At 65.2% G+C, this 26,493-nt stretch carries 23 protein-coding genes, 1 tRNA gene and 1 rRNA gene; 8 read left to right on the top strand and 17 right to left on the bottom strand.

Going from position 1 to position 26,493, the window contains the following annotated elements; all coding sequences use genetic code 11:
- Positions 1-156: 156 nt before the first annotated feature.
- The 3 genes from Cocul_RS00120 to Cocul_RS00110 all read left to right on the top strand — a co-directional run bounded on the left by Cocul_RS00120 (position 157) and on the right by Cocul_RS00110 (position 5,024).
- Positions 157-1,506: a nicotinate phosphoribosyltransferase gene (locus Cocul_RS00120; RefSeq protein WP_055121976.1), complete on the top strand. Its 1,350-nt coding sequence runs from the start codon at positions 157-159 to the stop codon at positions 1,504-1,506.
- A 164-nt stretch (positions 1,507-1,670) separates the two neighbouring features.
- Positions 1,671-3,044 carry a PepSY-associated TM helix domain-containing protein gene (locus Cocul_RS00115; RefSeq protein ID WP_069723530.1) on the top strand — a complete coding sequence of 458 codons (1,374 nt, stop codon included), beginning with the start codon at positions 1,671-1,673 and terminating at the stop codon, positions 3,042-3,044.
- A 6-nt stretch (positions 3,045-3,050) separates the two neighbouring features.
- Positions 3,051-5,024, top strand: coding sequence for an ATP-dependent DNA helicase (locus tag Cocul_RS00110; RefSeq protein ID WP_055121305.1), 1,974 nt, complete (start codon positions 3,051-3,053; stop codon positions 5,022-5,024).
- On the opposite strand, the gene serB is transcribed toward Cocul_RS00110, so the two are convergent.
- From serB to nrdF, 3 genes are all read right to left on the bottom strand, one after another.
- A complete protein-coding gene (gene serB, locus Cocul_RS00105; RefSeq protein ID WP_055121304.1) occupies positions 5,021-6,295 on the bottom strand; it encodes a phosphoserine phosphatase SerB in 1,275 nt (424 codons plus the stop codon). The two genes, Cocul_RS00110 and serB, sit on opposite strands and share 4 nt — an antisense overlap.
- A gap of 86 nt (positions 6,296-6,381) precedes the next feature.
- On the bottom strand, positions 6,382-8,079 hold the full coding sequence (gene ctaD / locus Cocul_RS00100) for an aa3-type cytochrome oxidase subunit I (protein WP_055121303.1): 1,698 nt from the start codon (positions 8,077-8,079) through the stop codon (positions 6,382-6,384).
- A gap of 346 nt (positions 8,080-8,425) precedes the next feature.
- Positions 8,426-9,424 carry a class 1b ribonucleoside-diphosphate reductase subunit beta gene (nrdF, locus tag Cocul_RS00095; RefSeq protein ID WP_055121302.1) on the bottom strand — a complete coding sequence of 333 codons (999 nt, stop codon included), beginning with the start codon at positions 9,422-9,424 and terminating at the stop codon, positions 8,426-8,428.
- Between the two features lie 172 nt (positions 9,425-9,596).
- Between nrdF and Cocul_RS00090 the strand changes: the two genes are divergently transcribed.
- A complete protein-coding gene (locus tag Cocul_RS00090) occupies positions 9,597-10,091 on the top strand; it encodes a ferritin (protein ID WP_055121301.1) in 495 nt (164 codons plus the stop codon).
- Between the two features lie 111 nt (positions 10,092-10,202).
- On the opposite strand, the gene nrdE is transcribed toward Cocul_RS00090, so the two are convergent.
- The 5 genes from nrdE to Cocul_RS00065 all read right to left on the bottom strand — a co-directional run bounded on the left by nrdE (position 10,203) and on the right by Cocul_RS00065 (position 15,172).
- Entirely contained in the window at positions 10,203-12,359 is a 2,157-nt protein-coding gene (nrdE, locus tag Cocul_RS00085) for a class 1b ribonucleoside-diphosphate reductase subunit alpha (protein ID WP_055121300.1), read from the bottom strand.
- A gap of 50 nt (positions 12,360-12,409) precedes the next feature.
- Entirely contained in the window at positions 12,410-12,850 is a 441-nt protein-coding gene (gene nrdI / locus Cocul_RS00080) for a class Ib ribonucleoside-diphosphate reductase assembly flavoprotein NrdI (RefSeq protein WP_055121299.1), read from the bottom strand.
- Positions 12,851-12,941: 91 nt separating this feature from the next.
- A complete protein-coding gene (gene nrdH, locus Cocul_RS00075) occupies positions 12,942-13,175 on the bottom strand; it encodes a glutaredoxin-like protein NrdH (protein WP_055121975.1) in 234 nt (77 codons plus the stop codon).
- Between the two features lie 409 nt (positions 13,176-13,584).
- Positions 13,585-13,707, bottom strand: coding sequence for a type B 50S ribosomal protein L36 (gene ykgO / locus Cocul_RS00070; protein WP_005288826.1), 123 nt, complete (start codon positions 13,705-13,707; stop codon positions 13,585-13,587).
- 97 nt (positions 13,708-13,804) lie between these two features.
- Complete coding sequence (locus Cocul_RS00065; RefSeq protein ID WP_055121298.1) at positions 13,805-15,172, bottom strand: sugar porter family MFS transporter; 1,368 nt, start codon at positions 15,170-15,172, stop codon at positions 13,805-13,807.
- Positions 15,173-15,206: 34 nt separating this feature from the next.
- Here Cocul_RS00065 and nadE point away from each other — a divergent pair, with 34 nt between their 5' ends.
- Positions 15,207-16,037 carry an ammonia-dependent NAD(+) synthetase gene (nadE, locus tag Cocul_RS00060; RefSeq protein WP_055121297.1) on the top strand — a complete coding sequence of 277 codons (831 nt, stop codon included), beginning with the start codon at positions 15,207-15,209 and terminating at the stop codon, positions 16,035-16,037.
- Between the two features lie 4 nt (positions 16,038-16,041).
- Here nadE and Cocul_RS00055 read toward each other — a convergent pair whose 3' ends face one another.
- The 6 genes from Cocul_RS00055 to Cocul_RS00035 form a co-directional block, all read right to left on the bottom strand.
- Positions 16,042-16,818, bottom strand: a complete 777-nt coding sequence (locus tag Cocul_RS00055; RefSeq protein ID WP_055121296.1) for a fructosamine kinase family protein — start codon at positions 16,816-16,818, stop codon at positions 16,042-16,044.
- Positions 16,818-17,246, bottom strand: a complete 429-nt coding sequence (locus Cocul_RS00050) for a pyridoxamine 5'-phosphate oxidase family protein (RefSeq protein ID WP_055121295.1) — start codon at positions 17,244-17,246, stop codon at positions 16,818-16,820. Before Cocul_RS00050 ends, Cocul_RS00055 begins: the two co-directional genes overlap by 1 nt.
- Positions 17,247-17,303: 57 nt before the next feature.
- Complete coding sequence (locus tag Cocul_RS12560; RefSeq protein ID WP_211257080.1) at positions 17,304-18,086, bottom strand: cation transporting ATPase C-terminal domain-containing protein; 783 nt, start codon at positions 18,084-18,086, stop codon at positions 17,304-17,306.
- Positions 18,013-20,070, bottom strand: a complete 2,058-nt coding sequence (locus Cocul_RS00045; protein ID WP_211257079.1) for a cation-translocating P-type ATPase — start codon at positions 20,068-20,070, stop codon at positions 18,013-18,015. Before Cocul_RS00045 ends, Cocul_RS12560 begins: the two co-directional genes overlap by 74 nt.
- Positions 20,071-20,354: 284 nt before the next feature.
- Positions 20,355-20,427 (bottom strand) — tRNA-Ala (locus Cocul_RS00040).
- A gap of 110 nt (positions 20,428-20,537) precedes the next feature.
- Positions 20,538-21,287 (bottom strand): DsbA family protein, encoded by a 750-nt coding sequence (locus Cocul_RS00035; RefSeq protein ID WP_055121294.1) that lies wholly within the window; start codon positions 21,285-21,287, stop codon positions 20,538-20,540.
- Between the two features lie 128 nt (positions 21,288-21,415).
- Between Cocul_RS00035 and Cocul_RS00030 the strand changes: the two genes are divergently transcribed.
- Both Cocul_RS00030 and Cocul_RS00025 read left to right on the top strand, forming a co-directional pair.
- Positions 21,416-21,763 carry a fluoride efflux transporter family protein gene (locus Cocul_RS00030; RefSeq protein ID WP_245622051.1) on the top strand — a complete coding sequence of 116 codons (348 nt, stop codon included), beginning with the start codon at positions 21,416-21,418 and terminating at the stop codon, positions 21,761-21,763.
- On the top strand, positions 21,760-22,089 hold the full coding sequence (locus tag Cocul_RS00025; protein WP_055121293.1) for a FluC/FEX family fluoride channel: 330 nt from the start codon (positions 21,760-21,762) through the stop codon (positions 22,087-22,089). The genes Cocul_RS00030 and Cocul_RS00025 overlap by 4 nt, the downstream gene beginning before the upstream one ends.
- A gap of 10 nt (positions 22,090-22,099) precedes the next feature.
- On the opposite strand, the gene Cocul_RS00020 is transcribed toward Cocul_RS00025, so the two are convergent.
- Together Cocul_RS00020 and Cocul_RS00015 are read right to left on the bottom strand one after the other, a co-directional pair.
- Positions 22,100-24,607 (bottom strand): ABC transporter permease, encoded by a 2,508-nt coding sequence (locus Cocul_RS00020; RefSeq protein WP_342669489.1) that lies wholly within the window; start codon positions 24,605-24,607, stop codon positions 22,100-22,102.
- A gap of 48 nt (positions 24,608-24,655) precedes the next feature.
- Positions 24,656-25,444, bottom strand: coding sequence for an ABC transporter ATP-binding protein (locus Cocul_RS00015; RefSeq protein ID WP_082422079.1), 789 nt, complete (start codon positions 25,442-25,444; stop codon positions 24,656-24,658).
- Between the two features lie 7 nt (positions 25,445-25,451).
- Between Cocul_RS00015 and Cocul_RS00010 the strand changes: the two genes are divergently transcribed.
- Positions 25,452-25,796 carry a hypothetical protein gene (locus Cocul_RS00010; protein ID WP_055121291.1) on the top strand — a complete coding sequence of 115 codons (345 nt, stop codon included), beginning with the start codon at positions 25,452-25,454 and terminating at the stop codon, positions 25,794-25,796.
- A 579-nt stretch (positions 25,797-26,375) separates the two neighbouring features.
- Here the strand turns inward: Cocul_RS00010 and rrf are convergent.
- Positions 26,376-26,493 (bottom strand): 5S ribosomal RNA (gene rrf, locus Cocul_RS00005).

Here is a 26,493-nt window from a genome sequence, read left to right as displayed (position 1 = left end):
TGCGAGGCCCCACCCCGCTACCCCCGGCATGCGCCCCGGACGCACCCAGTCCGAACGCACCAGCCCTCGCCCAGAAAACAGGCGCCCGCACCCGGCTCCCACAACCAGCGCCCAAAAACGGGGGCACTGAGCCGGGAAGATACTAAGATGGTGGCGATGAACACATCTCGTACCTCCGGTTTCGCCCTGCCGGCGCAGCGCTCCACCTCCCTGCTCACCGATAAATACGAGCTGACCATGCTGCAAGCGGCCCTGCGCGACGGCACCGCCCACCGCCAGTGCACCTTCGAGGTCTTTGCCCGGCGGCTGCCCAACGAGCGCCGCTACGGCGTGGTGGCGGGCACCGCGCGCGTCTTAGAGGCGGTCTCGGACTTCATCTTCACCGAGGAGCAACTAGCCCACCTGGACTTCCTCGATGAGCGCACCCTGAATTATCTGCGCGATTTCCGCTTCTCCGGCCACATCGACGGCTACCGCGAGGGCGAGCTGTACTTCCCCTCCTCCCCCATTCTCACGCTGCGCGGCACCTTCGGCGAGTGCGTCATCCTTGAGACCGTCATTCTCTCCATCATGAATGCGGATTCCGCCGTCGCCTCGGCCGCCGCCCGCATGGTCACCGCCGCCGACGGCCGCCCGATCATCGAGATGGGATCGCGCCGCACCCACGAGTACGCGGCCGTCTCCGCCTCCCGCGCCGCCTACCTGGGTGGGTTTAGCGCCACCTCCAACCTTGAGGCCTCGCAGCGCTACGGCATTCCCGCCTCCGGCACCTCCGCGCACTCCTGGACGCTGCTGCATATCGACGCCGACGGCCAGCCCAACGAGGCCGCCGCCTTCCGCGCGCAGGTCGAGGCCCTGGGCACGGACACCACGCTGCTGGTGGATACCTACGACATCACCCAGGGCGTGCGCACCGCCATCGACGTCGCGGGCACCGAACTCGGCGCCGTGCGCATTGACTCCGGCGACCTGGGCGTGATGACGCGCCGCGTGCGCAAGCAACTCGACGAGTTAGGGGCCTATAACACCAAGATCGTGGTGTCCTCCGACCTCGATGAGTTCACCATCGCGGGCCTGCGCGGGGACCCGGTGGATTCCTTCGGCGTGGGCACCTCCGTGGTGACCGGATCGGGCGCGCCCACCCCGGGCATGGTGTACAAGCTCGTAGAGGTGGAGGGGCACCCCGTGGCTAAGCGCTCCCGCGGCAAGGCCATGACCGGGGGAACCAAGCGCGCGCTGCGCACGCACCGCTCCACCGGCACCGCCATCGAGGAGATCGTGCTGCCCTTCCACGCCCCCGATCCCGACCTCGGCAACGTGCAGTCCCGCGAACTCACCATCGCGCTCATGCGCGACGGCGAGGTGGTGGCGGATCTGCCCAGCTTGGATGAGTCCCGTGACTTCCTCGCGGAGCAGCTGGTCACCCTCCCCTGGGAGGGCCTGGCGCTTTCCCGCGATGAGCACGTGGTGCCCACGCGCTTCATCGGCTTTGATCCGGCGCTATAAGCACGCGCCATAGGTCGCCGTAGATCGCTGTCCCCGGGCCCAGGCCCCGGGTGTGATCTTCCCCGATCCCGGGAACTTTCACCGGGGGTATTATGGGTGTCTTTGCCGGTCACGACTTTGCCCCGGCGCGGAACCCGCTTAGCAATGCGTCCGACTTCTAGGACATGAGTACTTCCATCGAGACACCCTCGCGGCCCCCGCGCGCGGGGGCGGCGTCGCCACGGCGGGTGGGCAACCTGCGCGCCACCCTCTACCGCATGCACAGCTGGGCCGGGATTCTGGTGGCCCCCTTCCTGGTGATAGCGGCGCTCACCGGCCTGCTCTACGCCCTCGCCCCCACCCTGGAGCAGGTTGTGTACCGCGATGCCCTCACCACCTCCGCCACCGGGGAGCACATTTCCGCCGCCGAAGCCATAGAGATCGCCAGGGCGGAGCACCCCGACCTTGACCTGGCTGCCGTGCAGGTGGATGACCGCGAGGACGCCACCATGCGCGTACTATTCACCGATCCCTCCCTGCCCAGTTCCACCTACCGGCAGGCGGTGTTCCTCGATCCCGTCACGGGGGAGGTGGTGGGGGATATGCCGCAGTACGGCAGCTCTAGCTCCCTGCCGCTGCGTGCCCTGCTCAGCGAGGGCCACGCGAACCTGTGGCTGGGCGAGCCCGGCCGCTTCTACTCGGAGATGGCGGCCTCCTGGCTGGGGGCCATGACGCTGACCGGCATGTTCCTGCTCTTTCAGCGGTGGCGGCGCTCCACCAGCAAAAAGAACGCGCCGCGCCGGTGGCACTCCCTCGTGGGGCTGCTGTGCATTCCGGGCTTCCTCTTCCTCACCGTCACCGGCCTCACCTGGTCGAGCACCGCGGGCGGCACCATCGGGGAGATCCGCACCCAGCTGGATTGGCGCCGTCCCACCCCGGACGTCACCGCCTCCCCGCTGGTGGAAGCCCCGGGGACGGCGGGCGGCCTCACCGCCGCTCCGGCTGGCGACGCCGGGGCGGACGTCGCCATCGCCACGGCGCGCGAGGCCGGACTCACCGGGTTCATCACCGCCTCGGCCCCCACCGAACCCGAGGCCCCCGATGTGTGGTCGATCGCGGAATCCACGGCCCAGCCCTGGGTGTTGAGCTATGACGCCGTGGCTGTCAACGCCGCCACGGGTGAGGTGGTGGACTCGGTGCCGTTCTCCGCTTGGCCGCTGCCCGCCAAGTTCACCGAGTGGCTGATCCGCGCGCACATGGGAATCCTCTTTGGGTGGATCAACCAGGTTGTTCTGGTGGGCCTCGCCCTGGGGCTCCTCGCTGCGGTGGTGCTGGGGTACGTCATGTGGTGGCGGCGCGGTAAGAACTCCTCCTTTGGCCGCCTGCCCGCCCCCCGAAGCTGGGATAATGTCTCGCGCCCGGCGCTGATCTCCTTCCTGGTGATCTTGATCGTCTACGGCTTTTTCGCCCCGTACTTTGGGCTCAGCCTGCTGGCCTTTCTGGTGCTCGACGCCGCCTACCGGGCATTCCGGCGGCGCCGCGCCCGCCCGCTACACTGAGTCATCATGCCCGACGCTCCGCTTAGCCCCTCCACCGACGATCTCCTGGACGCCGCCGTCTCCGCCCTGGGCGGGGCCCGGCGCGAGGGCCAGGTGCGCATGGCGCAGGCGGTCACGGCCGCGATGGAAAAGGAGCGTCACCTCGCGGTGCAGGCGGGCACGGGCACCGGGAAGTCCCTGGCTTATCTAATTCCCGCGCTGCGGCACGCGCAGGCCACCGGCAGCACCGTGATCGTCTCCACCGCCACCATCGCGCTTCAGCGCCAACTGGTGGATCGGGATCTGCCGCGCCTGGCCGACGCCCTGGAGCCGCTGATGGAGCACCGCCCCACCTTTGCCATTCAAAAGGGGCGTTCCCATTACCTCTGCCTCAACAAGATCGCCCGCGAGGAACCGGAGGAACAGGAGGCCCTCCTCGACGAGGAGGAGCTGAGCTGGCTGGGCCGCCATATCCGGCGGGTGACGGACTGGGCGCAGGAAACGGAGACCGGTGACCGCGACGACCTCGAACCCGGCGTGCCCGATCAGGCGTGGCGGCACGTCTCCGTCACCTCCACCGAATGCATAGGGGCCACCCGCTGCCCTCACGGCGAGGAATGCTTTGCCGAACTCGCCCGCCAGGCCACCCGCAACGTAGACGTGGTGGTCACCAACCACGCGCTGCTCGCCATCGACGCGCTCTCCGACGCCCCCGTGCTCCCCGAGCATGACGTGGTGATCGTGGACGAGGCCCACGAGCTCGACGGCCGCATCACCGCCGTGGCCACCGCCCACATCACCGCCACCGCACTCACCCTCGCCGCCAAGCGGGCGGGCAAACTCGGCGCGGACGGACAGGATGCCAAACTTATCGACGCCGCCGAGGCCTGGGACGCCCACGTCCCCGCGCTCCCGGTAGGGCGCTGGACCAGCGTGGACGATCACACCCGCAGCCTGCTCGTGGCCCTGCGCGACGAGATCTGGGGCACCCGCTCCCGCATCGCCAAGGCCCCCGAGGGGGAATCCGCCAACGATCCCGAGACCTTTGCGGAGCGCCACCACCTCTCCGCGCACCTCCTCGAACTCCACGACGCCCTCGTGCGCATGCTGGAGGTCTTTGATACCACCGACCCCGGCCAGCAAAGCGACGTCGTATGGCTCACCGTGGACGAACGGCGCGGCACCTCCCTGACCGTGGCTCCGCTCTCCGTGGCGGGGCTGCTGCACACCCGGCTCTTTGCCGAGAACACCGTGGTGCTCACCTCCGCCACCCTTTCCGTGGGCGGCAACTTCCAGGCCCTCGCCGCCGCCTGGGGGCTACCCAAGGGCACCTGGGACGGCCTGGACGCGGGCACGCCCTTTGATCCACAGCGAGCCGGGATCATGTATGTTCCCACCGCCCTACCCGATCCAGGGCGCGAGGGCCCCACACCCGAATCCCTCGACGAGATGGCCGAACTCATCACCGCCGCCGGGGGCCGCACCCTGGGGCTGTTTTCCTCCCGCCGCGCCGCGCAGCTGGCCGCGGAGAAACTCCGCGCGCGCCTGCCCTTTGACATTCTCCTTCAGGGGGAGGACAGCACGGGCGCGCTCGTGGAGGCCTTCGCCCACAACGAGAACACCTGCCTTTTTGGCACCCTCACCCTGTGGCAGGGGGTGGACGTTCCGGGGCCGTCCTGCTCCCTCGTGTTGATTGACCGCATCCCCTTCCCCCGCCCCGACGACCCCCTCCTTCAGGCCCGCAAAGAGGCCGCCGACGCCGAGGGACGCAACGGCTTCATGGAGGTGGCCGCCACCCACGCGGCCCTGCTCCTGGCGCAGGGGGCTGGCAGGCTGCTGCGCTCGGTGCATGATCGTGGCGTAGTGGCGGTGCTGGATCGACGGATCGTGACCAAACGCTACGGGGGTTTCCTGCGCGCCTCCATGCCTCAATTCTGGGCCACCACGGACGGCCAGAAGGTGCGCGGAGCGCTACGCCGCCTAGTGGCCGCTTCTGCTTAATCCGTGCCCAGCGGCACCCGGCGATAGGTACCGGCTTCCCTTTCTGCGGCCTCCACCTCGTCACGCGGAATCCCCAGAATGTGCAGCACCTCGTCTAAGAAAGGGTGCGTCACCGCGGTATCCGCCACCTCCCGCAGCGCGGGCTTGGCATTGAAGGCGATGCCCAATCCGGCGGCGGAAATCATGTCGATGTCATTGGCGCCGTCCCCCACGGCCACGGTCTGCTCCATGCCAATGTGATTCTCCTCCGCGAAATCACGCAGGAAGCGCGCCTTGGCCGCTCGATCCACCACCTCCCCGATGACCCGGCCCGTGAGCACGCCGTCCGCTATCTCCAGGGTGTTGGCCCGCACATAATCCACGCCCAGTTCCTCCGCAAGATCCTCCAGAACCTGGGTGAATCCCCCAGAAACCACCGCCACCGTGTATCCCATGCGTTTGAGAGTGCGCACGGTGGTGCGGGCCCCTGGGGTGAGCACGATGGCCTCCGCCACCTCATCGAGCACCGTCTCCGGCAGGCCCTTGAGGGCGGCCACCCGCTCGCGCAGCGATTCCTCGAAGTCAATCTCCCCGCGCATGGCCCGCTCCGTTACGCGGGCCACCTCCTCTTCACGCCCGGCGTGGACGGCCAGCATCTCAATGACCTCGCCGGTGATCAACGTGGAATCGCAATCAAAACACACCAGCCTCTTGGATCGCCGCGCCAGGCCCGCGCGCTCCACCGCGATGTCCACCCCCGCCTCCCGGGTGTGCTCGGCCAGGGCCTTGCGCAGCCCAGCCACCCCTTCCGGGGAGCCGTCCGCCACGGTGATGGAGAGTTCCAACCCGGTAACGGGATAATCCGAGATACCCCGGATGCGGTCGATGTTGGCCCCCTGATCCGCCAACACCCGCCCCACCACGGACATGTCCGCCGCGCAGATCTGGTGCCCCAGCATCACCACCGCGTGCGTGGAGCGAGGACGCGCCGCTATGTGTTCGACGTCGCGCTCCACCGTCACCCGCTGACCCAGGGGGCTGAGCGCGGAGGTCAGTTCCTCCTCAAGGCCGTTGGCGGCGGAGTCCGACAGGTGGACGAAGGCGGCCAGGGAGAGCCTGCCCCGGAAGTCCGATTGCTCGACGTCCAGCAAGGGAATACCCCGGGTAGACAGGACGTGAAAGAAGGCGGCTGAGACTCCGGGGCGATTGGGGCCGGTCACGGTGATCACGGCCGGGTTATCAGGGGAGGCAGCCGGTAGATCGGCGGCCTGGGCGAGGTTCTTGTTCTCCATCGCCTTATTCTTACACACGGAAAGCCCCCTTCGGGGAGAAAAACCGAAGGGGGCAAACTACGTGTAGTCAGCAGGCTTGGGGTGGCTTAGTGGCCGCCGCCCGTATGTGCCTCGCGGCGCATGCGCTCCACCATGTGCGGGTAGTGCAGCTCGAAGGCGGGGCGCTCCGAGCGGATGCGCGGCAGGGACACGAAGTTGTGGCGCGGGGGCGGGCAGGAGGTGGCCCACTCCAGGGAGTTGCCATAACCCCACGGATCGTCCACGGTCACAACCTCGCCGTAGCGCCAGGACTTAAACACGTTCCACACGAAGGGCAGCACGGAGCAGCCCAGCAGGAAGGAGAAGATCGTGGAAATCTGGTTGAGGGTGGTGAAACCGTCCGTATCCAGGTAGTCCGCGTAGCGGCGCGGCATGCCCATGTTGCCCAGCCAGTGCTGCACCAGGAAGGTGCCGTGGAAGCCCACGAAGGTGAGCCAGAAGTGGATCTTGCCCAGGCGCTCGTCCAACATGCGGCCCGTCATCTTGGGGAACCAGAAGTAGATGCCGGCGAAGGAGGCAAACACCACGGTGCCAAAGAGGGTGTAGTGGAAGTGCGCGATGAGGAAGTAGGACTCGGCCAGCTGGAAGTCCAGCGGCGGGGAGGCCAGCATGATGCCGGTGAGGCCGCCGAAGAGGAACGTGGAGATGAAGCCCACGGCCCACACCATCGGGGTCTCCCAGGTGATGTGCCCCTTCCACATGGTGCCCGTCCAGTTAAAGAACTTCACGCCGGTGGGCACGGAGATCAGGAAGGTCATGAAGGAGAAGAAGGGCAGCAGCACCGCGCCGGTGACGAACATGTGGTGAGCCCACACGGCCATGGACAGCGCGCCGATGGAGAGGGTGGCAAAGACCAGGCCCACGTAGCCGAACATCGGCTTGCGGGAAAACACCGGAATGACCTCGGAGACGATGCCGAAGAAGGGCAGCGCCAGCACGTACACCTCGGGGTGGCCGAAGAACCAGAAGAGGTGCTGCCACAGGATCGAGCCGCCATTGGCGGGATCGTAGATGTGCCCGCCCAGCTTGCGGTCGTAGAGGATGCCCAGGGCCGCCGCCAGGAGGAGGGGGAAGATCAGCAGGGCGATCACGGAGGCCACAAAGATGTTCCAGGAGAAGATGGGCATGCGGAACATCGTCATGCCCGGCGCACGCAGGCAGAGAATGGTGGTCACCATGTTAATCGCGGAGGCCACGGTGCCCACGCCGGTGGCACCCACGCCCACGATCCAGAAGTCCGCGCCCACACCGGGGGTGTGGATCGCGTCGGACAGCGGGGAGTACATCGTCCAGCCGAAATCGGCGGCGCCGCCGGGGGTGATGAAGCCAGCGAGCATGGCCACCACGCCCACCTGGGTGATCCAGAAGCCAAAGGCGTTCAGGCGGGGGAAGGCGACGTCGGGAGCGCCGATCTGCAACGGCAGGACGTAGTTGGCAAAGCCCCACACGATCGGGGTACCAAAGGCCAGCAGCATGACGGTGCCGTGCATGGTGAAGAGCTGGTTGAACTGCTCGTTGGACAGGTACTGCAACCCGGGAGTGAATAACTCCGCGCGGATCAGCAGCGCCATCAGGCCGCCGGCGAAGAACCACACCAGCGACATGATGATGTACATGATGCCCAGTTCTTTGTGATCCGTGGTGGTGAGCATCTTCCACATCTTGGAACCCTTGCGGGCATTGCCCGTCGGCGCGGGACGGACGGGCTCGACGTAATTATCGAGCCGTGGTGCCACAGCAGTCATTCGATCCTCCTGACTATGAGACAACCCTCGGGAACACAGGGTTATCCAAGTTTTCTACCGCTTCATAGTAAAACACGCCTGCGCACATTTTCCAGCCGTCTCACCAGTCACAAAACGCCGCGCAGCAGGGACTTTCATCGAGAAAGCTGCCAGCTTTCTCAGCAATTTCCAGCGTTACCCCAGCCCCGACGGCTACCGATCCCCGCCCCCACCGCATACCACCCCGGGAAATTAGTGACCTTTTCCACAATTTAGGGCGCGCCGCCACCCCGGCACCGCGCCCCTCGCCCGCAAAAACTACCCCCGGTGTGAATCAACCTTTAGGATGAGCGCCCCGTCGCGAGCCCTAAAAGTCCCAGTCGTCGTCGGTGGTGTTCTCCGCCTTGCCGATCACGTAGGAGGAGCCGGAGCCGGAGAAGAAGTCATGGTTCTCGTCGGCGTTCGGGGACAGCGCGGAGAGGATCGCCGGGGATACCCGCGTCTCATCGGCGGGGAAAAGCCCCTCGTAGCCCAGGTTGTTGAGAGCCTTGTTCGCGTTGTACCGCAGGAAGCGCTTGACGTCCTCGGTCCAGCCCAGGCCGTCGTAGAGGTCCTCGGTGTACTGGCTCTCGTTGTCGTAGAGATCGTAGAGCAGGTCGAAGGTGTACTCCTTGAGTTCGTCGCGTCGCTGCTGCTCGGAGGCCCGCACCCCCTGCTGGTACTTGTAGCCGATGTAGTAGCCGTGCACGGCCTCATCGCGGATGATGAGGCGGATGATGTCCGCCGTGTTGGTGAGCTTGGCGTGGGAGGACCAGTACATGGGCAGGTAGAACCCGGAGTAGAAGAGGAAGGACTCCAGCAGCGTGGAGGCCACCTTGCGCTTGAGCGGATCGGAGCCCTCGTAGTAGGAGAGCACGATCTTGGCCTTGCGTTGAAGATTCTCGTTCTCCTCGGACCACCGGAAGGCATCGTTGATCTCCGGGGTGGAGGCCAGCGTCATGAAGATGTTGGAGTAGCTCTTGGCGTGCACGGACTCCATGAACGCAATGTTGGTGAGCACCGCCTCCTCGTGGAGGGAGGTGGCGTCGGGGAGCAGCGAGACCGCGCCCACGGTGCCCTGGATGGTGTCCAGCAGCGTGAGTCCGGTGAACACACGCATGGTGGTTTGGCGTTCCAGCTCGTTGAGGGTGCTCCAGCTCTTGATGTCGTTGGACACCGGCACTTTTTCCGGCAGCCAGAAGTTGCCGGTGAGGCGATCCCACACCTCTAGATCCTTCTCGTCGGGGATCTCGTTCCAGTTGATTGCCTGCACAGGCTTGGGGTGGCTGACCAGGTATTCCTCGTAGGATTCCGGCTGCGGAGCCATGCGGTGACCTCCAAAAGTTTTCGGTATTTTTCTGCGCTCCTGAGCGCACTTCCTCTACCCTACCGCGCGGGGTCTACCGCGCACCGTTACCTAGAGCGACCTTCGCCTAACCTCACATTTATTCGCCTAACCTCAGATGACAGCCCCGATTAATCAGTCTATTCTCTGAATCATGGCTATCAACGACAAACTGGCAAAGGCATTCAACGAGCAGGTCACGATGGAAATCGAGGCCTCCCTGATCTACCTGCAACTCTCCTACGCCCTCGACGACCTCGGTCTGACCGGCATGCGCGACTGGATGAAGAAGCAGCACGACGAGGAGCTGGAGCACGCCGAGCGCTTCGCTCAGCACCTGCTGGACCGCGGCTACGTCCCGCAGATCCAGGACATCCCCACGCCGAAGCTCTCCGTGTCCAACGCCAAGGAGGCCTTCGAGGCTTCCCTGGAGCACGAGCGCAAGGTTTCCGCCTCCATCCGCAACCTCGCCGCCCTTCAGGCGGAGGTGCAGGACTGGGATTCCCGCCCGATGATCGACTGGTTCCTCGACGAGCAGATCGAGGAGGAGTCCACCGTCTCCGAGATCCTGGATCGCCTGGAGCTCGCCGGCACCGAGGGCTCCGGCATCCTGCGTATCGACGCCGAGCTGGCCTCCCGCGGCGAGTAATCCGCACCGCAGGCGGGGCACCCGTCCCGCTCGCATGATAAAGGGGTGTGCCCCTCACCACGAAGGTGAGGGGCACACCCCTTTATCTATTCCTTATATATAAGGAAAGGCTTAGAGCATGCAGCTCACGCAGCCCTCCACCTCGGTGCCCTCCAAGGCCACCTGACGCAGGCGGATGTAGTAGAGCGTCTTGATGCCCTTGCGCCAGGCATAGATCTGCGCCCGGTTGATATCGCGGGTGGTCACCGTGTCCTTGAAGAAGAGCGTGAGGGAGAGCCCCTGATCCACGTACCGGGTGGCCACCGCGTAGGTGTCAATGATCTTTTCAAACCCGATGTCGTAGGCGTCCTCGAAGTACTCCAGGTTCTCGTTATCCATGTGCGGCGCCGGGTAGTACACGCGCCCGATCTTGCCCTCCTTGCGGATCTCAATCTTGGAGGCGATGGGGTGGATCGAGGAGGTGGAGTTGTTGATGTAGGAGATGGAGCCCGTGGGCGGCACCGCTTGAAGGTAGCGGTTATAGATGCCGTCCTTCATCACCGCGGCCTTGAGCTCCGCCCACTCCTGCGCGGTGGGGATATGCGCAGAGGAGGCCTCAAAGAGCGCCTTGACCTTGGGGGTTTGCGGGAGGAACTCCGCCGGATCGAAACGATCAAAATACGAGCCATCGGCGTATTCGGAGTCCGCAAAGCCCTCGAAGGTCTCGCCGCGTTCGCGGGCGATCTTGTTGGAGGCCCGCAGGGCGGCGTACAGGATAGCCGCAAAGTAGGCGTTGGTGAAGTCCAGGCCCTCCTCGGAGCCGTAGCGGATGTACTCGCGGCCCAGGTAGCCGTGCAGGTTCATCTGTCCCAATCCGATGGCATGGGCGGCGTCGTTGCCCTTGCGGATGGAGGGCACCGAGTCGATGGCCGTCTGGTTGGACACGGCGGTCAGCCCGCGGATGGCGGTTTCCACCGTGAGGCCGAAGTCCGGGGAGTCCATCGTCATGGCGATGTTGAGGGAGCCCAGGTTGCAGGAGATGTCATCGCCCACGGTCTCATAGCTGAGGTCAGCGCGGAAGGTGGACGGGGTGTTCACCTGGAGGATTTCCGAGCACAGGTTGGACATATTCACCCGCCCCGCGATCGGGTTGGCGGCGTTGGCGGTGTCCTCGAACATGATGTACGGGTAGCCGGACTCAAACTGGATCTCCGCGAGGGTCTGGAAGAACTGGCGCGCGTTGATCTTGGTCTTGCGGATGCGCGGGTCCTCCACCATCTCGTCGTAGAGTTCCGTGACGGACACGTCAGCAAAGGGCTTTCCGTACACGCGCTCCACGTCGTAGGGGGAGAACAGGTACATGTCATCGTTGCGTTTAGCCAGCTCGAAGGTGATGTCCGGGATCACCACGCCCAGGGAGAGCGTCTTGATGCGGATCTTCTCATCGGCGTTCTCGCGCTTGGTGTCCAGGAAGCTGAGAATGTCCGGGTGGTGGGCGTTGAGGTACACCGCCCCGGCGCCCTGGCGCGCGCCGAGCTGGTTGGCGTAGGAGAAGGAGTCCTCCAGGAGCTTCATCACCGGAATCACGCCGGAGGACTGATTCTCGATGTGCTTGATGGGGGCGCCGGCCTCGCGCAGGTTGCTCAGCAGCAGGGCCACGCCGCCGCCGCGCTTGGATAGTTGCAGGGCGGAGTTGATGGAGCGCCCGATGGACTCCATGTTGTCCTCGATGCGCAGCAGGAAGCAGGACACCGGCTCGCCGCGCTGGGCCTTACCCTCGTTGAGGAAGGTGGGGGTGGCGGGCTGGAAGCGCCCGGACATGATCTCGTCCACCAGGTGCTCGGCCAGGGACTCGTCGCCGTCGGCCAGCGCCAGGGCCACCATGGATACGCGATCCTCAAAGCGCTCCAGGTAACGGCGGCCGTCAAAGGTTTTCAGCGTGTAGGAGGTGTAGTACTTGTACGCCCCCAGGAAGGTGTCAAAGCGGAACTTGAATCCGTAGGCCCGCTTGAACAGGTCCTTGATGAACTCGAAGTTGTAGCGCGCCAGCACCTCGGGATCGTAGTACTTGTTTTCCACCAGGTAATCCAGCTTTTCGCGCAGGTCGTGGAAGTACACGGTGTTCTGATTGACGTGCTGGAGGAAAAACTGCTTGGCCGCGTCGCGGTCCTTATCAAACTGAATCCGGCCGTCCTCGTCGTAGAGGTTCAGCAGCGCGTTGAGCGCGTGGTAGTCGGTCTGCTCCGCCGGAGCCACTGGCTCTGCCACGGTCTTTCCCTTCTCGGTCACTCTTTTGAGCCTTTCGCAGATATGGAATTGAACTTGGGTCAAAGTCTTTGCTAGGAGGCCACCGCCGGGGCCCGCAGCCCCAGCGCCTCCGCGTTGCTGAGCAGACCCTCGCGGAGGATCTCCACATCCTCCGGGGTTCCCAGCAACTCAAAACGATACACATAGGGCACGTGGCACTTGGCGGCGATGACGTCCCCCGCCTTGCCGTAATCGGCCCCAAAGTTGGTGTTTCCGCTGGATACCACCGCTCGAATAAGTGAGCGATTGCGCTCATCATTGAGGAAGCGAATCACCTGGGTGGGCACGGGCCGGGAGTTTTGGTGGCTTATCGACGCCCCTCCCCCATACGTGGGGCACACCAGCACGTAGGGTTCCTCCACCCGCAGCGGGGCCTCCGTGCGGCGCAGGGGAATCCGCGCCGCGGGGAAGCCGAGCTTGTGCACGAAGCGATGGGTGTTTTCCGTAGCCGAGGAGAAGTACACGACGAGCATGTTCCTACCCCCACTTCCTTTCCCTGTTCATACACGTGTGGCCACCGGCTTTCCTCGGTGGCCACGGTTGTTCAGTACACGCTTAAGCGGGCTACGCCACCCGCGCGCTCAGCTCGCGAATGCGCTCGGGGCGGAAGCCCGACCAGTGCTCGCTGCCCGCTTCCACCACGGGGGCCTGGAGGTATCCCAGGGCGAGGACGTAATCACGGGCTTCATCGTCCATGGAGATGTCCACGAGCGTGTAATCCAGGCCGGCCCGATCCAGCGCCTTCTTGGTGGCGTTGCACTGCATGCAGGCGGGCTTGGTGTACACGGTGATAGCCATAATGTCCTCAACTTTGCGCTCTCGCGAGCCCGTCACGCCGCAGCGCAGGCGCTGCATGGGCCCTCTTCATGCTTTTCATCAAATCTTTACGCCGTTCCCGACGACATGAAACGACACTATACTTTGTGGTCAATCGGTGCAACCAACACAATATATAGTAGTTACACCGACGATATTCCCAGGTGCCCACCGCCGGGCACCCCACATATTGAAGCAAGCCGGAGCGCCTAACTACATCGCTGCAATTCCCACCTGCACTTTCCCCGAACGCCCGCCGTCAACTATGACAAAAATCTTTCTTCAACCTTAATGTAACCCAAGATACCTTCACCCCCGGGACGTCGATACGCCCCCACATACAGAAAACCGCTCACCCCGGCGGGGTGAGCGGCATCTCGGGAGGCATCTCCTAGCCCTGGCGGGCCTTGAAACGCGGATCCTTCTTATTAATCACGTAGACCTTACCGTGGCGACGCACAACCTGGGCGCCCGGCTTGTTCTTCAGCGACCGAAGCGACTTGCGGACCTTCATCGGGCGCTCCTTCCTGTATGCGCTACATTTTTCCGTGGCCGCCACCTCATGCCGGGCGCAATTCCCGGCAAGCACGGCCATGACACGGAGGAAAATACTACCCCACCTCGCGGGCACCGCCAAAACGCCGCCGGAAGCCCTCGCCCACCTCCTCCAGGCTCCGCCCGGCCGTCTCCGGCGCCCAACGAAGCACAAACCCCAGCGCCACCAGCCCCAACACCGCGAAAAGCAGGAAGGCCCCCTGCCCGCTCACCGCCTCCACCAGCGGGAGGAAGAACTGCGCCACCACCCAGTTAGCCAACCACAGCGCCAACCCCGCCAGGCCCATGCCCACCCCACGCACCGGCAGGGGCACCAGCTCGGAGATCAAAAGCCACGTGGTCAGCGACACCGCCGCCTGCTGGGAAACCATGAACAACGCCATCATCGCCAGGGAGATCCAGGCGGCCACCGCATGTTCGTCGGCGAAGGAGTAGGCCACGGCAAGCCCCACGAGCGCCACGACGTTGCACGACAGCCCCAGGCAAAGCAGGCGCTTTCGGCCCACCCGATCCACGATCCTCAGCCCCACGTAGCAGGACGCCACGCTCACCGTGCCGATCACCAACGAGGTATGCACGGAGCTTTCCACCGAGATCCCCACGCTGTGCATCATGGTGGGGGCAAAATACACCACGGCGTTCACCCCCGTGATCTGTTGAATCACGCCCACCGCCACGGCCGTTCCCACCGCCGCCGTCAGCCATTTTTCGGTACGCAGCCGCCGCCACTGTAGGAACTGCGCGCCGCGCCGCTCCCGCGAACCCACGCTCGCCTCCGTCACGCCCAGGTCCGTCAGGGTGAGCCCGGCGCGCGTGGCGGTGCGGCGGGCGGCGTCGATACGCCCCTTAGCCGCGTACCAGGCCGGGGTATCGGGCAGCAGGATCATGCCCAGGGCCAGCATCGCGCCCGGCACGGCGGCGAGGCCGAGCATGAGCCGCCAGTTCCCGCTGGGGGCGATGACGGAGTTGGCCACGTAGGCGCTCAGCTGGCCCACCACGATCATCAGGGTATTCAGCGATACCATGCGGCCCCGCCATCGCGCCGGAGACATCTCGGAGAGATACATGGGCACCACGATGCTCACCATTCCCACGGCCAGGCCCAGCACCAGGCGCGCCGCCACCATGCTTGCCACCCCTGCGGCCACCGCGCACCCCAGGGAGGCACCGATGAAGATCACCCCGCCGAGGATCAGCGTGCGACGCCGCCCCCACCACGCGGCCACCGCCCCGGAACCCACCGCCCCCAGGGCCGCCCCGGCCAGAAGCGCGGAGGTCACCAGCCCCTCCTGGTGGGCCGTGAGCCCAAACTCCGGGGAGAGGAAAAGCAGCGCGCCCGCCATCACGCCGGTGTCATAGCCAAAGAGGAGCCCGCCGAAGGCCGCCACGAGCGCTACAGTGAGCACATAAGTTTGTTCCCGCACCCGCCCATCCTGTCACCCGAGGGAGGCACAGCCCATGTCCCCGCTGCCCCACGCCCGGCAACAAGAGATCATCTCCGCCCTGCGCACGCGCCCCTTGATCGATTCAGAAAAAGAGATTCGCCGCCGCGTGGATTTTCTGGTGGACTACCTCCGCGCCACCGGGGCGCGTGGCTACGTGCTTGGCATCTCCGGCGGCCAGGATTCCACCCTGGCGGGCAGGCTCGCGCAACTCGCCGTGGAGCGCGCCCGCCCCGCCGAGTTCTGGGCGCTGCGGCTGCCCTACGGGGTGCAGGCCGACGAGGCCGACGCCCAGGCGGCCCTGGACTTCATCCGCCCCGATCACCGCGCCACCGTGAACATCAAGGAGGCTACCGACGCCCTCGCACGCGCCTCCGCCGACGCCCTGGGGATCGCGCGCCTCGATGACTTCCACGTGGGAAACATCAAGGCCCGGCAGCGCATGGTGGCCCAGTACGCCCTGGCCGGGCAGGAGAAACTGCTGGTGATCGGCACCGATCACGCAGCGGAAAACCTCACCGGGTTCTTCACCAAACACGGCGACGGCGCGGCCGACCTCCTGCCGCTGGCCGGGCTGACCAAAGGCCAGGGCGCGCAACTGCTCGAAGCCCTTGGCGCCCCCTCCGCCACCTGGATGAAAGTGCCCACCGCCGACCTGGAGGACGCGCGCCCGGCCCTCCCCGACGAGGAGGCGCTGGGGGTCACGTATGCGCATATCGACGCCTACCTGGAAGGCCGCCGCGTGCCCGAGGCCGCCGCCGAACGCATCGAACGCCTCTGGCAAACGGGCGCCCACAAGCGCCACCTGCCCGCCACCCCGGACGATTCCTGGTGGCGCGTCCGATGAGGCCTTAGCCCGCCAGGGCCGCCGTGGCCCGCGCAGCCCGCACCAGCTCCGAGCCGTAACCGGGCCCGTGCGTGACCGCATGCACCGCCAGGGGGTGCAGCTGGTGCAGCGGTATGCTCTCGCGCCAGTCCTCGGGTAGCGCGGAGACCTCCGCATAGCCCGCGTAGATCTCCTCCAGGTGCGGGGCCCCGAAAAGCGCCAGCATGGCCAGATCCGTCACCGGGTGCCCGCCGTGGGCGGCGGGGTCGATGAACACCGGCCCGGCGGTGCCGAAGAGCAGGTTGCCCGCCCAGAGGTCGCCGTGAATCCGCGCGGGCGGCGCATCCCAGCCCCGTACCCGCATGATCCTTGGTAGCGCGTCTAGCGCGCGGCGTACCTCCGCCCAGCCCTCGGCGTCGAGATGGCCCGTCTGATGGGCACGACGAGCAAAAGGAAGAACCCGCTGCTCGGTGTAGAACCGCGCCCAATCCTGGGCAGGACGGCACTCCTGGGGCTGGGTGCCGATGTAATACGGCCCCGGCCACCCCGGCGGCGGGCTGCCATGGGCGGGAGCGCCGGCCGCGTGGATTCGGGCCAATTCCCGCCCCGCCCTCCGCGCGGCCTCGGCGGTGGGCGGGACCTCCTCCACCCGCCTTGTGGCGATCACCCCCTCGGCCGCCTCCACTACCTCGGCCACATGCGCGCTGGCCTGGGCTAACCACCGCAGCCCCGCCGCCTCTGCCTGGGCGGCACCGGGCTCTCGGGGATATTTGCGCACCACCCCGGCCGTCTCAGTAGCCATCAGTACCGCTCCGGCTCCTCCCCGAGTTCGAAGGCTCGGCCGCTGATCTCCCCCACGGTCACGCGCACGTAGTTGTATTTCAGCGTGGGCACCCAGGGGCGCAGCGGCAAGGAATCGGCGTATTCGATCTCTTCCGCGCCGCTCAGCGCGCTGGCGCTGCCGCGCACCACCACCGACCACGCCTGCCCGTCCGAGACCTCGTCGGCCTCAAAGAGCACGTCGGGGTTGAGACTGAGGCTAAAGAACTTGGTGCCCTCGGCGGTGCGGAAGTAAATCTCGCCGTGGCCGTCCACCACGTAGTTCACGGGGAAGATATCCATCTCCTCGCTGCGGCGCACCACCAGGCGGCCGAGAGTGAGGCCGCGGAGTCTTTCCAGGCACTCCTCGGCCGAGAGGATACGCACGCCGGAGGAATCATCGCTTGTCATGGCCCCCATCCTATCCCTGTCCTCCGGGCCCAGGAGGGGGCAACCGCCTGCCACTCGCTACCGGCGCGAGGAGGCCTCCGCCCGGCCGCTTTGGATAAAGAACTTGTTTTGGCCGAACTTCATCAACTCCACGATCAGGAAGATCGCCAGGCTCACCAGCACGGCAGCCCCCAGCTGGGCCAGGCCCAGCGGTGCGGTATCAAACAGGGAGTTCATAAACGGCGCGTACGTAAACAGCGCTTGCAGCACCAGCAGCGCCCCCACGGACATCCAGATCACCTTGTTGCCGGTCAGCGCCCGCACGTGCAGCGAGGAGCGGTAAAGGAAGCGGGAGTTAAACAGCACAAAGATCTGCGCGGTCACCAGCACGGCGACGGCCGTGGTGCGCGCCACCGCCTGATCGGCGCCGTCGTTCATCATGAGGCGGTAGGTGGCGATGGTGGACAACGCGATCATAAGCGAGATCCACAGGACGCGCGCCCATAGCCAATAACTCAGGAGCGCCTGCTTGGGATCGCGCGGCATGCGGCTCATGATGCCCTTCTCCGCGGGTTCGTAGGCCAGCGCGATGGACAGGGCGATGGCCGTCACCAGGTTCACACAGAGGATCTGCGTCGGGGCCAGCGGCGGCTCCCAACCAAAGAGGACGGAGAAAAAGACCACCATGCCCTGCGCCAGGGTCGTGGGCAGCAGGAAAACAACCGACTTCAGGATATTGTCATAGATGCGGCGCCCCTCGTGCACGGCGCGTTCGATGGTGGAGAAGTTATCGTCCGCCAGCACGATGTCCGCGGCTTCCTTCATGGCCTCGGTGCCCTTGATCCCCATCGCGATGCCCACGTCGGCGCGGGTTCGCGGGGGCGTCGTTGGCCCCATCGCCCGTCATTGCCACAACCTGATCGTGGGACTGAAGCGCGTCCACGATGCGAATCTTGTGTTCCGGGCTGGTGCGGGCAAAGACGTCAATGCCCACCACCCGCTCGGCCAGATCCACGCGACTCATGGCCTCGATGTCCGCGCCGGTGATGGCCACCGGTTCCTGGCCCTGGCGCAGATCCAGTTGCCGGCCGATTGCCTTCGCCGTCTCCACGTGATCCCCGGTAATCATCTTCACGCTGATGCCGGCGGCATGGCAGGACTTGATCGCCTCGATCGCCTCGGCCCGGGGCGGGTCGATCAGGCCCACGAGCCCCACCAATTCCAACCCCGTCTCTACATCGGCGTGATCGAGTCCCCCGTGCTCCGGGACGCTCTTGCGTGCCGAGGCCAGCACGCGCATGCCTTGGGACGCCAGCGCGGCCACCTCCGACTCCCAGTAGCCGAGGTCAAAGTCCACGAGCCGCCCCTGGGCGTCGCGCTGAGAGGAGCAGCGCGCAAACAGCACGTCCGGCGCGCCCTTCATCAGCAGCTCCTCCCCGGTGGCCACAACGGGCCCGGCGACGCGCACGGCCATGTACTTGTAGGCGGAGTCGAAGGGGATCACGGCGGTCCGCTGGTAGGCCTCTGCCTCGGCCGCGCCAAAACCCGCCTTGTGGCTGAAGATCACGAGCGCCGCCTCGGTGGGCTCCCCGATCACGCTCCACATGCCGGCTTCCTCGCCCTCGCCCAGCACGGCGTCGTTGCACAGCGCATTAATGCGCGCGAGATCCCTCAGACCGTCCTCATCGCTGGAAGCCCGCGCGGTTAGTTCGCCTTCCTTGACAAAGCCATCGCCCGTGACGTCGTAGGTGGCGCGCGGGGTGCGGGCCACGCGCGCCGTCATCTCGTTACGGGTCAGCGTGCCGGTTTTATCGGAGCAGATGGTGGTCACCGCGCCCAGCGCCTCCACGGCACCCATCTTGCGCGTGATGGCCTTGTGCCGGGCCATCTTCTGCACGCCGAGGGCCAGGGTGATGGTCACCAGCGCGGGAAGCCCCTCCGGCACGGCGGCCACCGCGAAGCTCAGCACATCCGTCAGCAGGGCCTCCGGGGCCATATCGTGCACAAAGCGCCCCAGGATCATGAGGAGCGCGGACACGCCGACGATGCCGATGGCAAACTGCGTGCCGAGCTTGTCCATCTGTTGCGTGAGCGGCGTCTTGAGGCTATCGACGTCATCGACCATCGCCTGAATGTGGCCGATCTCCGTGTCCCTGCCCGTGGCATACACCACGCCGTAGCCGCTTCCCTGCGTCACCACGGTGCCGGAATGCGCGATATTGGTGCGATCCCCGATTCCGGCACCGGGCTCCACCTCACTCGGGGTCTTCGAGGCCGGCTCGGACTCGCCGGTCAGCATGGACTCGTCAATCTTGAGGCGCTGAGCATCAAGAATACGAATATCGGCGGGGATCTTATCCCCCGCACCAAAACGAACCACATCGCCCGGGACAAGGCTCTCCGATTCCACGTCCTGCCACGAGCCGTCGCGCTTGACCATCGCGTGCAGGGAAAGCATGCCGCGTATTCCGTCGAGCGCCTTCTCCGCCTGCCCCTCCTGGATATAGCCGATCAGCGCGTTGCCAAAGGCCACGGCGATGATAACCCAGAAGTCCACCCAATCCTGGAAGATCGCCTTCACGATGCCGGCGACCAGCAAGATATAGATGAGAATATCGTTAAAGTGAGCCAGGAACTTAATAATCTCCGGCTTCTGTTTGGCCTCGGGGAGTTTATTCGGCCCGTATTTTTCGGCGGCGGCACCGGCCTCGGCGGCGCTAAGACCAATATCCCTGGAATTCAACCTGCCAAGGGCTGTATCGGTGGTCACCGCGTAGATCGGGGCCTCCGACCCCGATGCGTCCACGGTCGGGCCCGTGGGGTTGGCGGTGGGAGAGTCGTTCATGGCTCAACCGTTCTTTCTCGTGGTAGCTGCTGCGAGAGAGGCCTGTGCCATCAAACGCTTAGGGTGCAGCCTAGTTGCGCACCGTCCGCAAAGTCAACGGTTGTTGAAAAAATCGAGGGAGGCACATCCCGGATATTTCATCGCCAATCCCCCATGTTTTTGATGTAGGCCAAAATCACATAACACGCGCACCGGCGCAGCATTGCACTTACCTGCCCCCTGAACCCACGCCGACCACAAAAACGGAAAATCCCCTCATCAGAAACTCTGGTGAGGGGTTATTGTGGAGCTAACGGGATTCGAACCCGTGACCCCCACACTGCCAGTGTGGTGCGCTACCAGCTGCGCCATAGCCCCGCATCGCTACACCACCCTTAAGCGGGTAAGCGCTTCATGCGAACGAGAGTTAATGTACCCCGATCCCCCGAAAGCGCCAAACCCGCTGGTAGAAAGCCACAAAAGCCGTTTTACTGGCGCTTGTACTGGTTCACCCAATCCGTATTCCCGGCAAGCTCCTTCTCCTCGCCGTTGATGAACACGCGCGGGGAGGATACCCCGCCCTCGGTCTTTTCCAGGTCGGCGGCGTTGGCCGATCCGACCTCATCGGTCTTATCCGCGTACTTGCCCTCGCGGATGGCCGTGGCGGTCTCCTCCGAGGCCCCCAACTCCTTGGCCGCCTCGGCATACTTCTCGTTATCCCACTTGGTGCTGTAAATATCCGACTGGTTGGCAAAGATGTAATTGCGCAGGTTCCAGTACAGCGCTTGATCCTCGCCCTCGGCGGATACCGCCGCCAGCACGGCGGCGAGGCCACGGTGGGAGTTGCCGTCCTTTTCCTCGTCGCTGGTTTCCGCATCCCGATTGGTGTTATCCATGAACACCAGCGGGTGAATCTTCACCACCAGGTCGCCATTATCCACGGCCTCGCGCATGTCCTGGCGGTCACCCTCGGCCAGCGTGGCGCAGTGGGGGCAGGAGAAATCCTCGTATAGGTCGGCCACCGGGGTGGAGTCATCCACGCCCTCCCCCTTGAGGGTGATGGTGTTGCCCTCCCAGGTGCTGCTGAACGCCACGGTATCAATCATGGCCTCGCGCTTGGAGTTCTGTCCGTTTATCACGATGCATCCCACGATGACCGCCGCGATCACGACGATGCCCACGACGGCCCACAGAAAGCCGTTGCTCTTTTGGTTGGGAGATTTCACGGTGCTGCTCACAGTCATCCTTTATCTTGTCGCTGCGGATCAACGTGCCCGGTTCGGGCGCACCAATTCAGTGTATCGAACCCCCCTCCGCGCACCAGAGGCCTCGGGCAAGATTCACAGCACAATAGCAGGGACGTAACATGACGGACATGCTTCGCGACGCCACCATCGTGGGCAGCGGTGCCGCGCTCGGCGTCGCCGCCCGACTGCTCGCCACCATGATGATGAACGATCTTTCTTCACTGTGGGTGCTCCTCACCATCAACGTGGTGGGCTGTCTTTTCCTGGGGGCCTGGGGTTCCAGCCTCTTCCTGGGCAAGGGAATCCTTGGCGGCTACACCAGCTTTTCCGCCTTCGCCCTGGTGCTGGTGCAGGCCCCGGCTGCCACCGCCGCCGCGTACCTGGCGGCCACGGTGGTGGGCTGCGTGGGGGCCTGGCTGATCGGCCACGCCCTTGCCGCCCCCAGAACCCCGGGGGCTCCCGCATGATCGCGCTCTTTCTTGCCGTGAGCGTCGGGGGTTTCTTCGGCGGAGCCGGCCGCTATTTCTTAAGCCGCTACCCCGGGGGCTGGCGCGGTACCTGGTGCGCCAACGCCCTGGCCTGCCTGATCCTCTCCTTCAGCCTGCACCACGGCGGCCTGGTGGCGGCGGCCTGGGGAACGGGGGTGGCCGGAGCGCTATCCACCTGGTCCACCCTGGCCGCCGAGGTGGGCCAGGCGCTCCTCTCCGGGGGTTCCCGGCGGCGTCGCCAAGCGGCCCTGTACCTGGGCGCCACCCTGTGCGCCGGGTGCGGAATCATCGCACTCTTTGCCTGAGTTCTGCCGGTTATTCCGCGATGGCATCAAGCGGCGGGGTCTTGGCGGCGTAGCGCGCGGGCCACAGCGCGGCGAGCACCCCCACCACGGCGGAGCCTGCCACCATGAGCAGAAGTTGCAGCCACGGCACCTGCGCCGCGCCGAGCCCCTGTTCCTGCAAGATCCCCAGGAAGGCCCAGCCCAGCCCCAGGCCGATGAGCATGCCCGCCACCGCTCCGAACACCGCCACCTGCACGGCCTCCAGCACGATCATCACGCGCACCTGGCTGCGATGCACGCCCACCGCGCGCAGCATGCCGATCTCCTGGCGGCGTTCGATCACGTTGAGCGTGAGCGTATTCACGATGCCCAGCACCGCGATAATCACCGCCAGGGCCAGCAGCGCGTAGAGAATATTCAGTACCTGATTGACGGCCTTTTGAATCTCCCCGGCCAGGTCCTCGGCGTCGAGCACCTGCACCACCAGGTAATCCTTCATGGATTCCTCAAGGTTCTCGCGCAGATCCTCGTGGGAAACAAAGCCATCGCTCACGGCGTCCACGCTCTGCAACATCATCTCCGTGGAAGGGATGAGTTCCTCGGCGGTGGTCTTGGAAATCAAGAGGGAACCAAAGCTATTGTCCTCCTGGTAGATGCCCAGCAGCGGGGCCTCCACGGTCTTATCGTTCGTGGCCGAGCTGATGGTCACCGCATCCCCCACGGACCAGCCCATCGTTTTCGCCTGCTTCTCCGAGGCCACGAATCCCTCCCCGCTGAGGTCAAGGTCCCCCTCGATCGCGGTGTTGCCGGTGATCTCGTTGAGCTTCCCGGAAAGCACCAGGGTGTAATCCCCAAAGGGCACGCCCCATGCGCCGTCCGCCTTCAGCGGGGCCAGGTAGGTTTCCACGAGGCTGCCCACGCCGTCGGTCTGCGCGGCGGCCTCCACCGCCTCACGCGGCACGGGGAAGCTCCCCGTGGGCGGGCCCATGAGCCGGAAATCCGCCCGCATGTTGTCCTCGAAGGAATCGGAGACCGCCGACTTCGCCGTGGCCCCAAACATGCCGATGGAGGTCACCAGCGCCACCCCGAGGGTCAGGGCAAAGGCCGTGGTGGCGCTGCGGCGGGGATTGCGCGCGGAGTTCGTGGCGGCCAGGCGCCCCACCATGCCGAAGGGCTTGCCCACCACCCGGCCGAGCCAGGGGACCGTCGGCAAGGCAAGGGCCGGGCCCACCAGGAAGTAGCCCACCACCACTCCCAGAGAGCCGACGCCCACCAGCAGCACTCGCATGCCCGTGCTCGCCTCGGAGAGCGCCCCCACCAACGCCAGGAGGATACCCACGCTGCCCATCACCGCGCCCAAGAGGGTGCGAGCTCGCAGGGAGGCGGAGGCCGTGGATTCCGTGGTGCGCATGGCCTCCACAGGGCGCACGTTGCCGGCGCGCTGGGCGGGTAGCCAGGCGGAGATCACCGTGACCGCCACCCCCACCAGCAGCGGAATGAGGATCGCGCTCAGGCTCAGCCCCAGGCCCGAATCCGGCAGCACCCTACTGCTTGAGAAGAGCACCGCCTTGATGCCCACCACCAGGAGCATTCCCACGAAGAGACCCACCAGCGAGCCCACCGCGCCGATGAGCGCGGCCTCCAGGACCACCGAGCGGGTGATCTGCTTGCGCGAGGCCCCCAGGGCGCGCAGCAGGGCAAATTCCTTGGTGCGCTGCGCCACGATCATGGAGAAGGTATTGGCGATGAGGAAGGTGCCCACCAGCAGCGCCATGAGACCAAAGGCCACCAGGAAGTAATTGACAAAGCTCAGGCTGGACTGGATGGAACTGCTTTCCTGCTTGGCCAATTCCGCCCCGGTTTCCGCGGAGACGTCCGGCCCATACACCGAGTTGATGTGCGCCATCAGTTCTTCCGCGCCAACTCCCTCGGCGGCCTTCACCAGCAGAGAGGCCGCCGTGTTTCCCTCGGTGAACTTGTCCAGGTAGGCGGATTCATCCATCCGCAGCGCCGCCGTGTTCGCGCTATCCAGCGCCATGTCATAGATGCCCACCACCGTGAACTCGTGGCGGCCCTTAGGGTCCACCACCGTGAGCGTGGTACCCACCCCAATGTCCAGGCTCTTGGCAGCCTTCTCGTTCAGGATCACCTCGTCCTGCCCGCTGGGGTTGTTCCCCTCCAGGATCTCCTCCGGCTGGCGCACCGTATCCTCCGGCGTGTACCAGAGGCTCAACGAGGCGTTGCCCCGAAACTTCAGGGACTCCCCCTCCGCGTTACCCAACACCACGGGATCGCGGTCGCGCACATTCACCCCGGAAACCTTGGGGTCCTCCGCGATCACCTTGCGGGTAGTAGCGGAGATTCCGCGTTGCCCTCCACCCCCGGTGACCATGACGTCCACCCCGTCATACTCCGTGGCCACCATGTCGTCATAGCTCTGAGAAAGAGTATTGGTGAACATCAAGGCTCCGGCGATGAACGCCGTACCCAGCACCACGGACAGCACCGTGAGCGCGATGCGGAGCTTATGCGCTGCCACCGTGCGCACGCTCACCTTCCACATCGTGTTATTTTTCCGTGCCATTAATTACCCACGCTCAATTCCGGCCATCGTGGACAAAACCTGATCCATCGTCGGCTCGCTCAACTCGTTGACGATCTTCCCATCCGCCAGGAAAATCACCCGATCCGCGTACGACGCCGCCCGCGCATCGTGCGTAACGATCACCACCGTCTGATTGTCCTTATCCACCGAGGCCCGCAAGATATTAAGCACCTCCGTGGAGGAAAGAGAATCCAAATTACCCGTGGGCTCATCACCAAAAATAATCTCCGGGTTAGCCACCAGCGCCCGCGCGCAGGCCACCCGCTGCTGCTGACCACCCGAGAGCTCCGAGGGGCGGTGCTCCAGGCGCTCGGTGAGCCCCAGGCGCTGCGTGATCTCCTTAAACCACGCCTCATCCACCTCTCCCCCCGCGATGTCGATGGGCAGGGTAATATTCTCCGCCGCCGTCAGCGTGGGCACCAGGTTAAACGACTGGAAGATGAAGCCCAGGCGATCGCGGCGCAGATCCGTCATCTCCTTATCCTCAAGATCGGACAGGTTCGTATCACCGATGAACGCCTGGCCCGCCGTCGCGGAATCCAGCCCCGCCATGCAGTGCATCAGCGTGGACTTGCCGGAACCCGAGGGCCCCATGATCGCCGTGAACTCACCCCGACGGAACCCCACGCTCACCTGATCCAGGGCCACCACGGAGGTATCCCCCTCGCCGTACTGCTTGGTCAGTTCCACCGCCCGGGCCACGTACCCGCCGCCGCGCCCAAACTGCTTCTTCTGCGGTGCCGAGGCTGGCCGTTGCAGCCACGAAGCCACCGACGGCGTGGCCGGAGGCGTCCGCTTCGTGGACTTCGGTTCCTTCGCCGGCTTCGCTGGGGTCGCCTTGGGCGCGGCTTTCTTGGCCTCCTTCTTCGGCTCTGGCTTCTTCTGCTCCGGCCGCACCGCCGTGACCGTGGGCTTTTCCGCTGGCTTCCGCGCAGGCTCTTTCTTGGCTTCCTTCTTAGCTTCCTTAGGCGCGGCAGTCCCGGTGGGTTCGGTGGCCCCTGTAGGCCGCGCGGGCTTAGCCACCGGGGCCGCCGGAGGCACAGGAGAGACAGACTTCGCCGGAGCCGCCGGGCTGGGCGGGGGTGCGGTCTTGAACTTTGGCGCCGGGGGCTGGTTCTTCTGAATCTTCGGCTTCGGAGGGTTCTCCGGTGCACTCTGCCGCACCTTTGGCCACGCCGAATCAGCCCCTTGCTCACCCTTCTTCACGGACGCAACGGGCGGTTCTTCCTTTTCCTCCGCCCGCTGCACCTGGGGCCAACTACCCGAAGGAACCTTGGGGTTTAACTTGGGCCCGGTCCCGGATTTAAACTTCGGCCCCGCCGGAGGCTCGGGTTTCTTCTTTTGCTTATCGACGCCCTCCTTCGCCTCCTTCTGCTCAGGCCGCTCCGGGGTCGCCGCAGGGCGCACTGGGGGCCAAGCCCCTTTCTTTTCTTCCTTCTTTGAGGAAGTCGGCATCGCCTCGGCTTTGGCCCCAGCCGGCCGCGGCCACGCGGCCTTATTGGAGCTTCCCCCCTGGGATTGCGGCTTTTTATCAGACACTATCCGTGACCTCCCTGTGCTACAGACTTTCTGCTCCACAATCTACCTTGTGGGGGCCTATAGCAGTATTGGAGATCCTCTCCGTTTTTATGTAGATATGTGTGTGGGGGTGTGGGTCACCACAACCCACACCCCTACACACATACCACTATGAATTTTTAGTGTTGGCGGCAACCTACTCTCCCACACCCCAACGAATGCAGTACCATCAGCATGAAATGGGCTTAGCTCACCGGGTTCGAAAAGGGACCGGGCGTTTCCCCACCACCATCAACCACCAA

The organism is Corynebacterium oculi (assembly GCF_001412105.1).
Lineage (GTDB): Bacteria > Actinomycetota > Actinomycetes > Mycobacteriales > Mycobacteriaceae > Corynebacterium > Corynebacterium oculi.
Note: the sequence above shows the minus strand (reverse complement) of the source record. Positions and strands in the feature narration are given on the sequence as shown.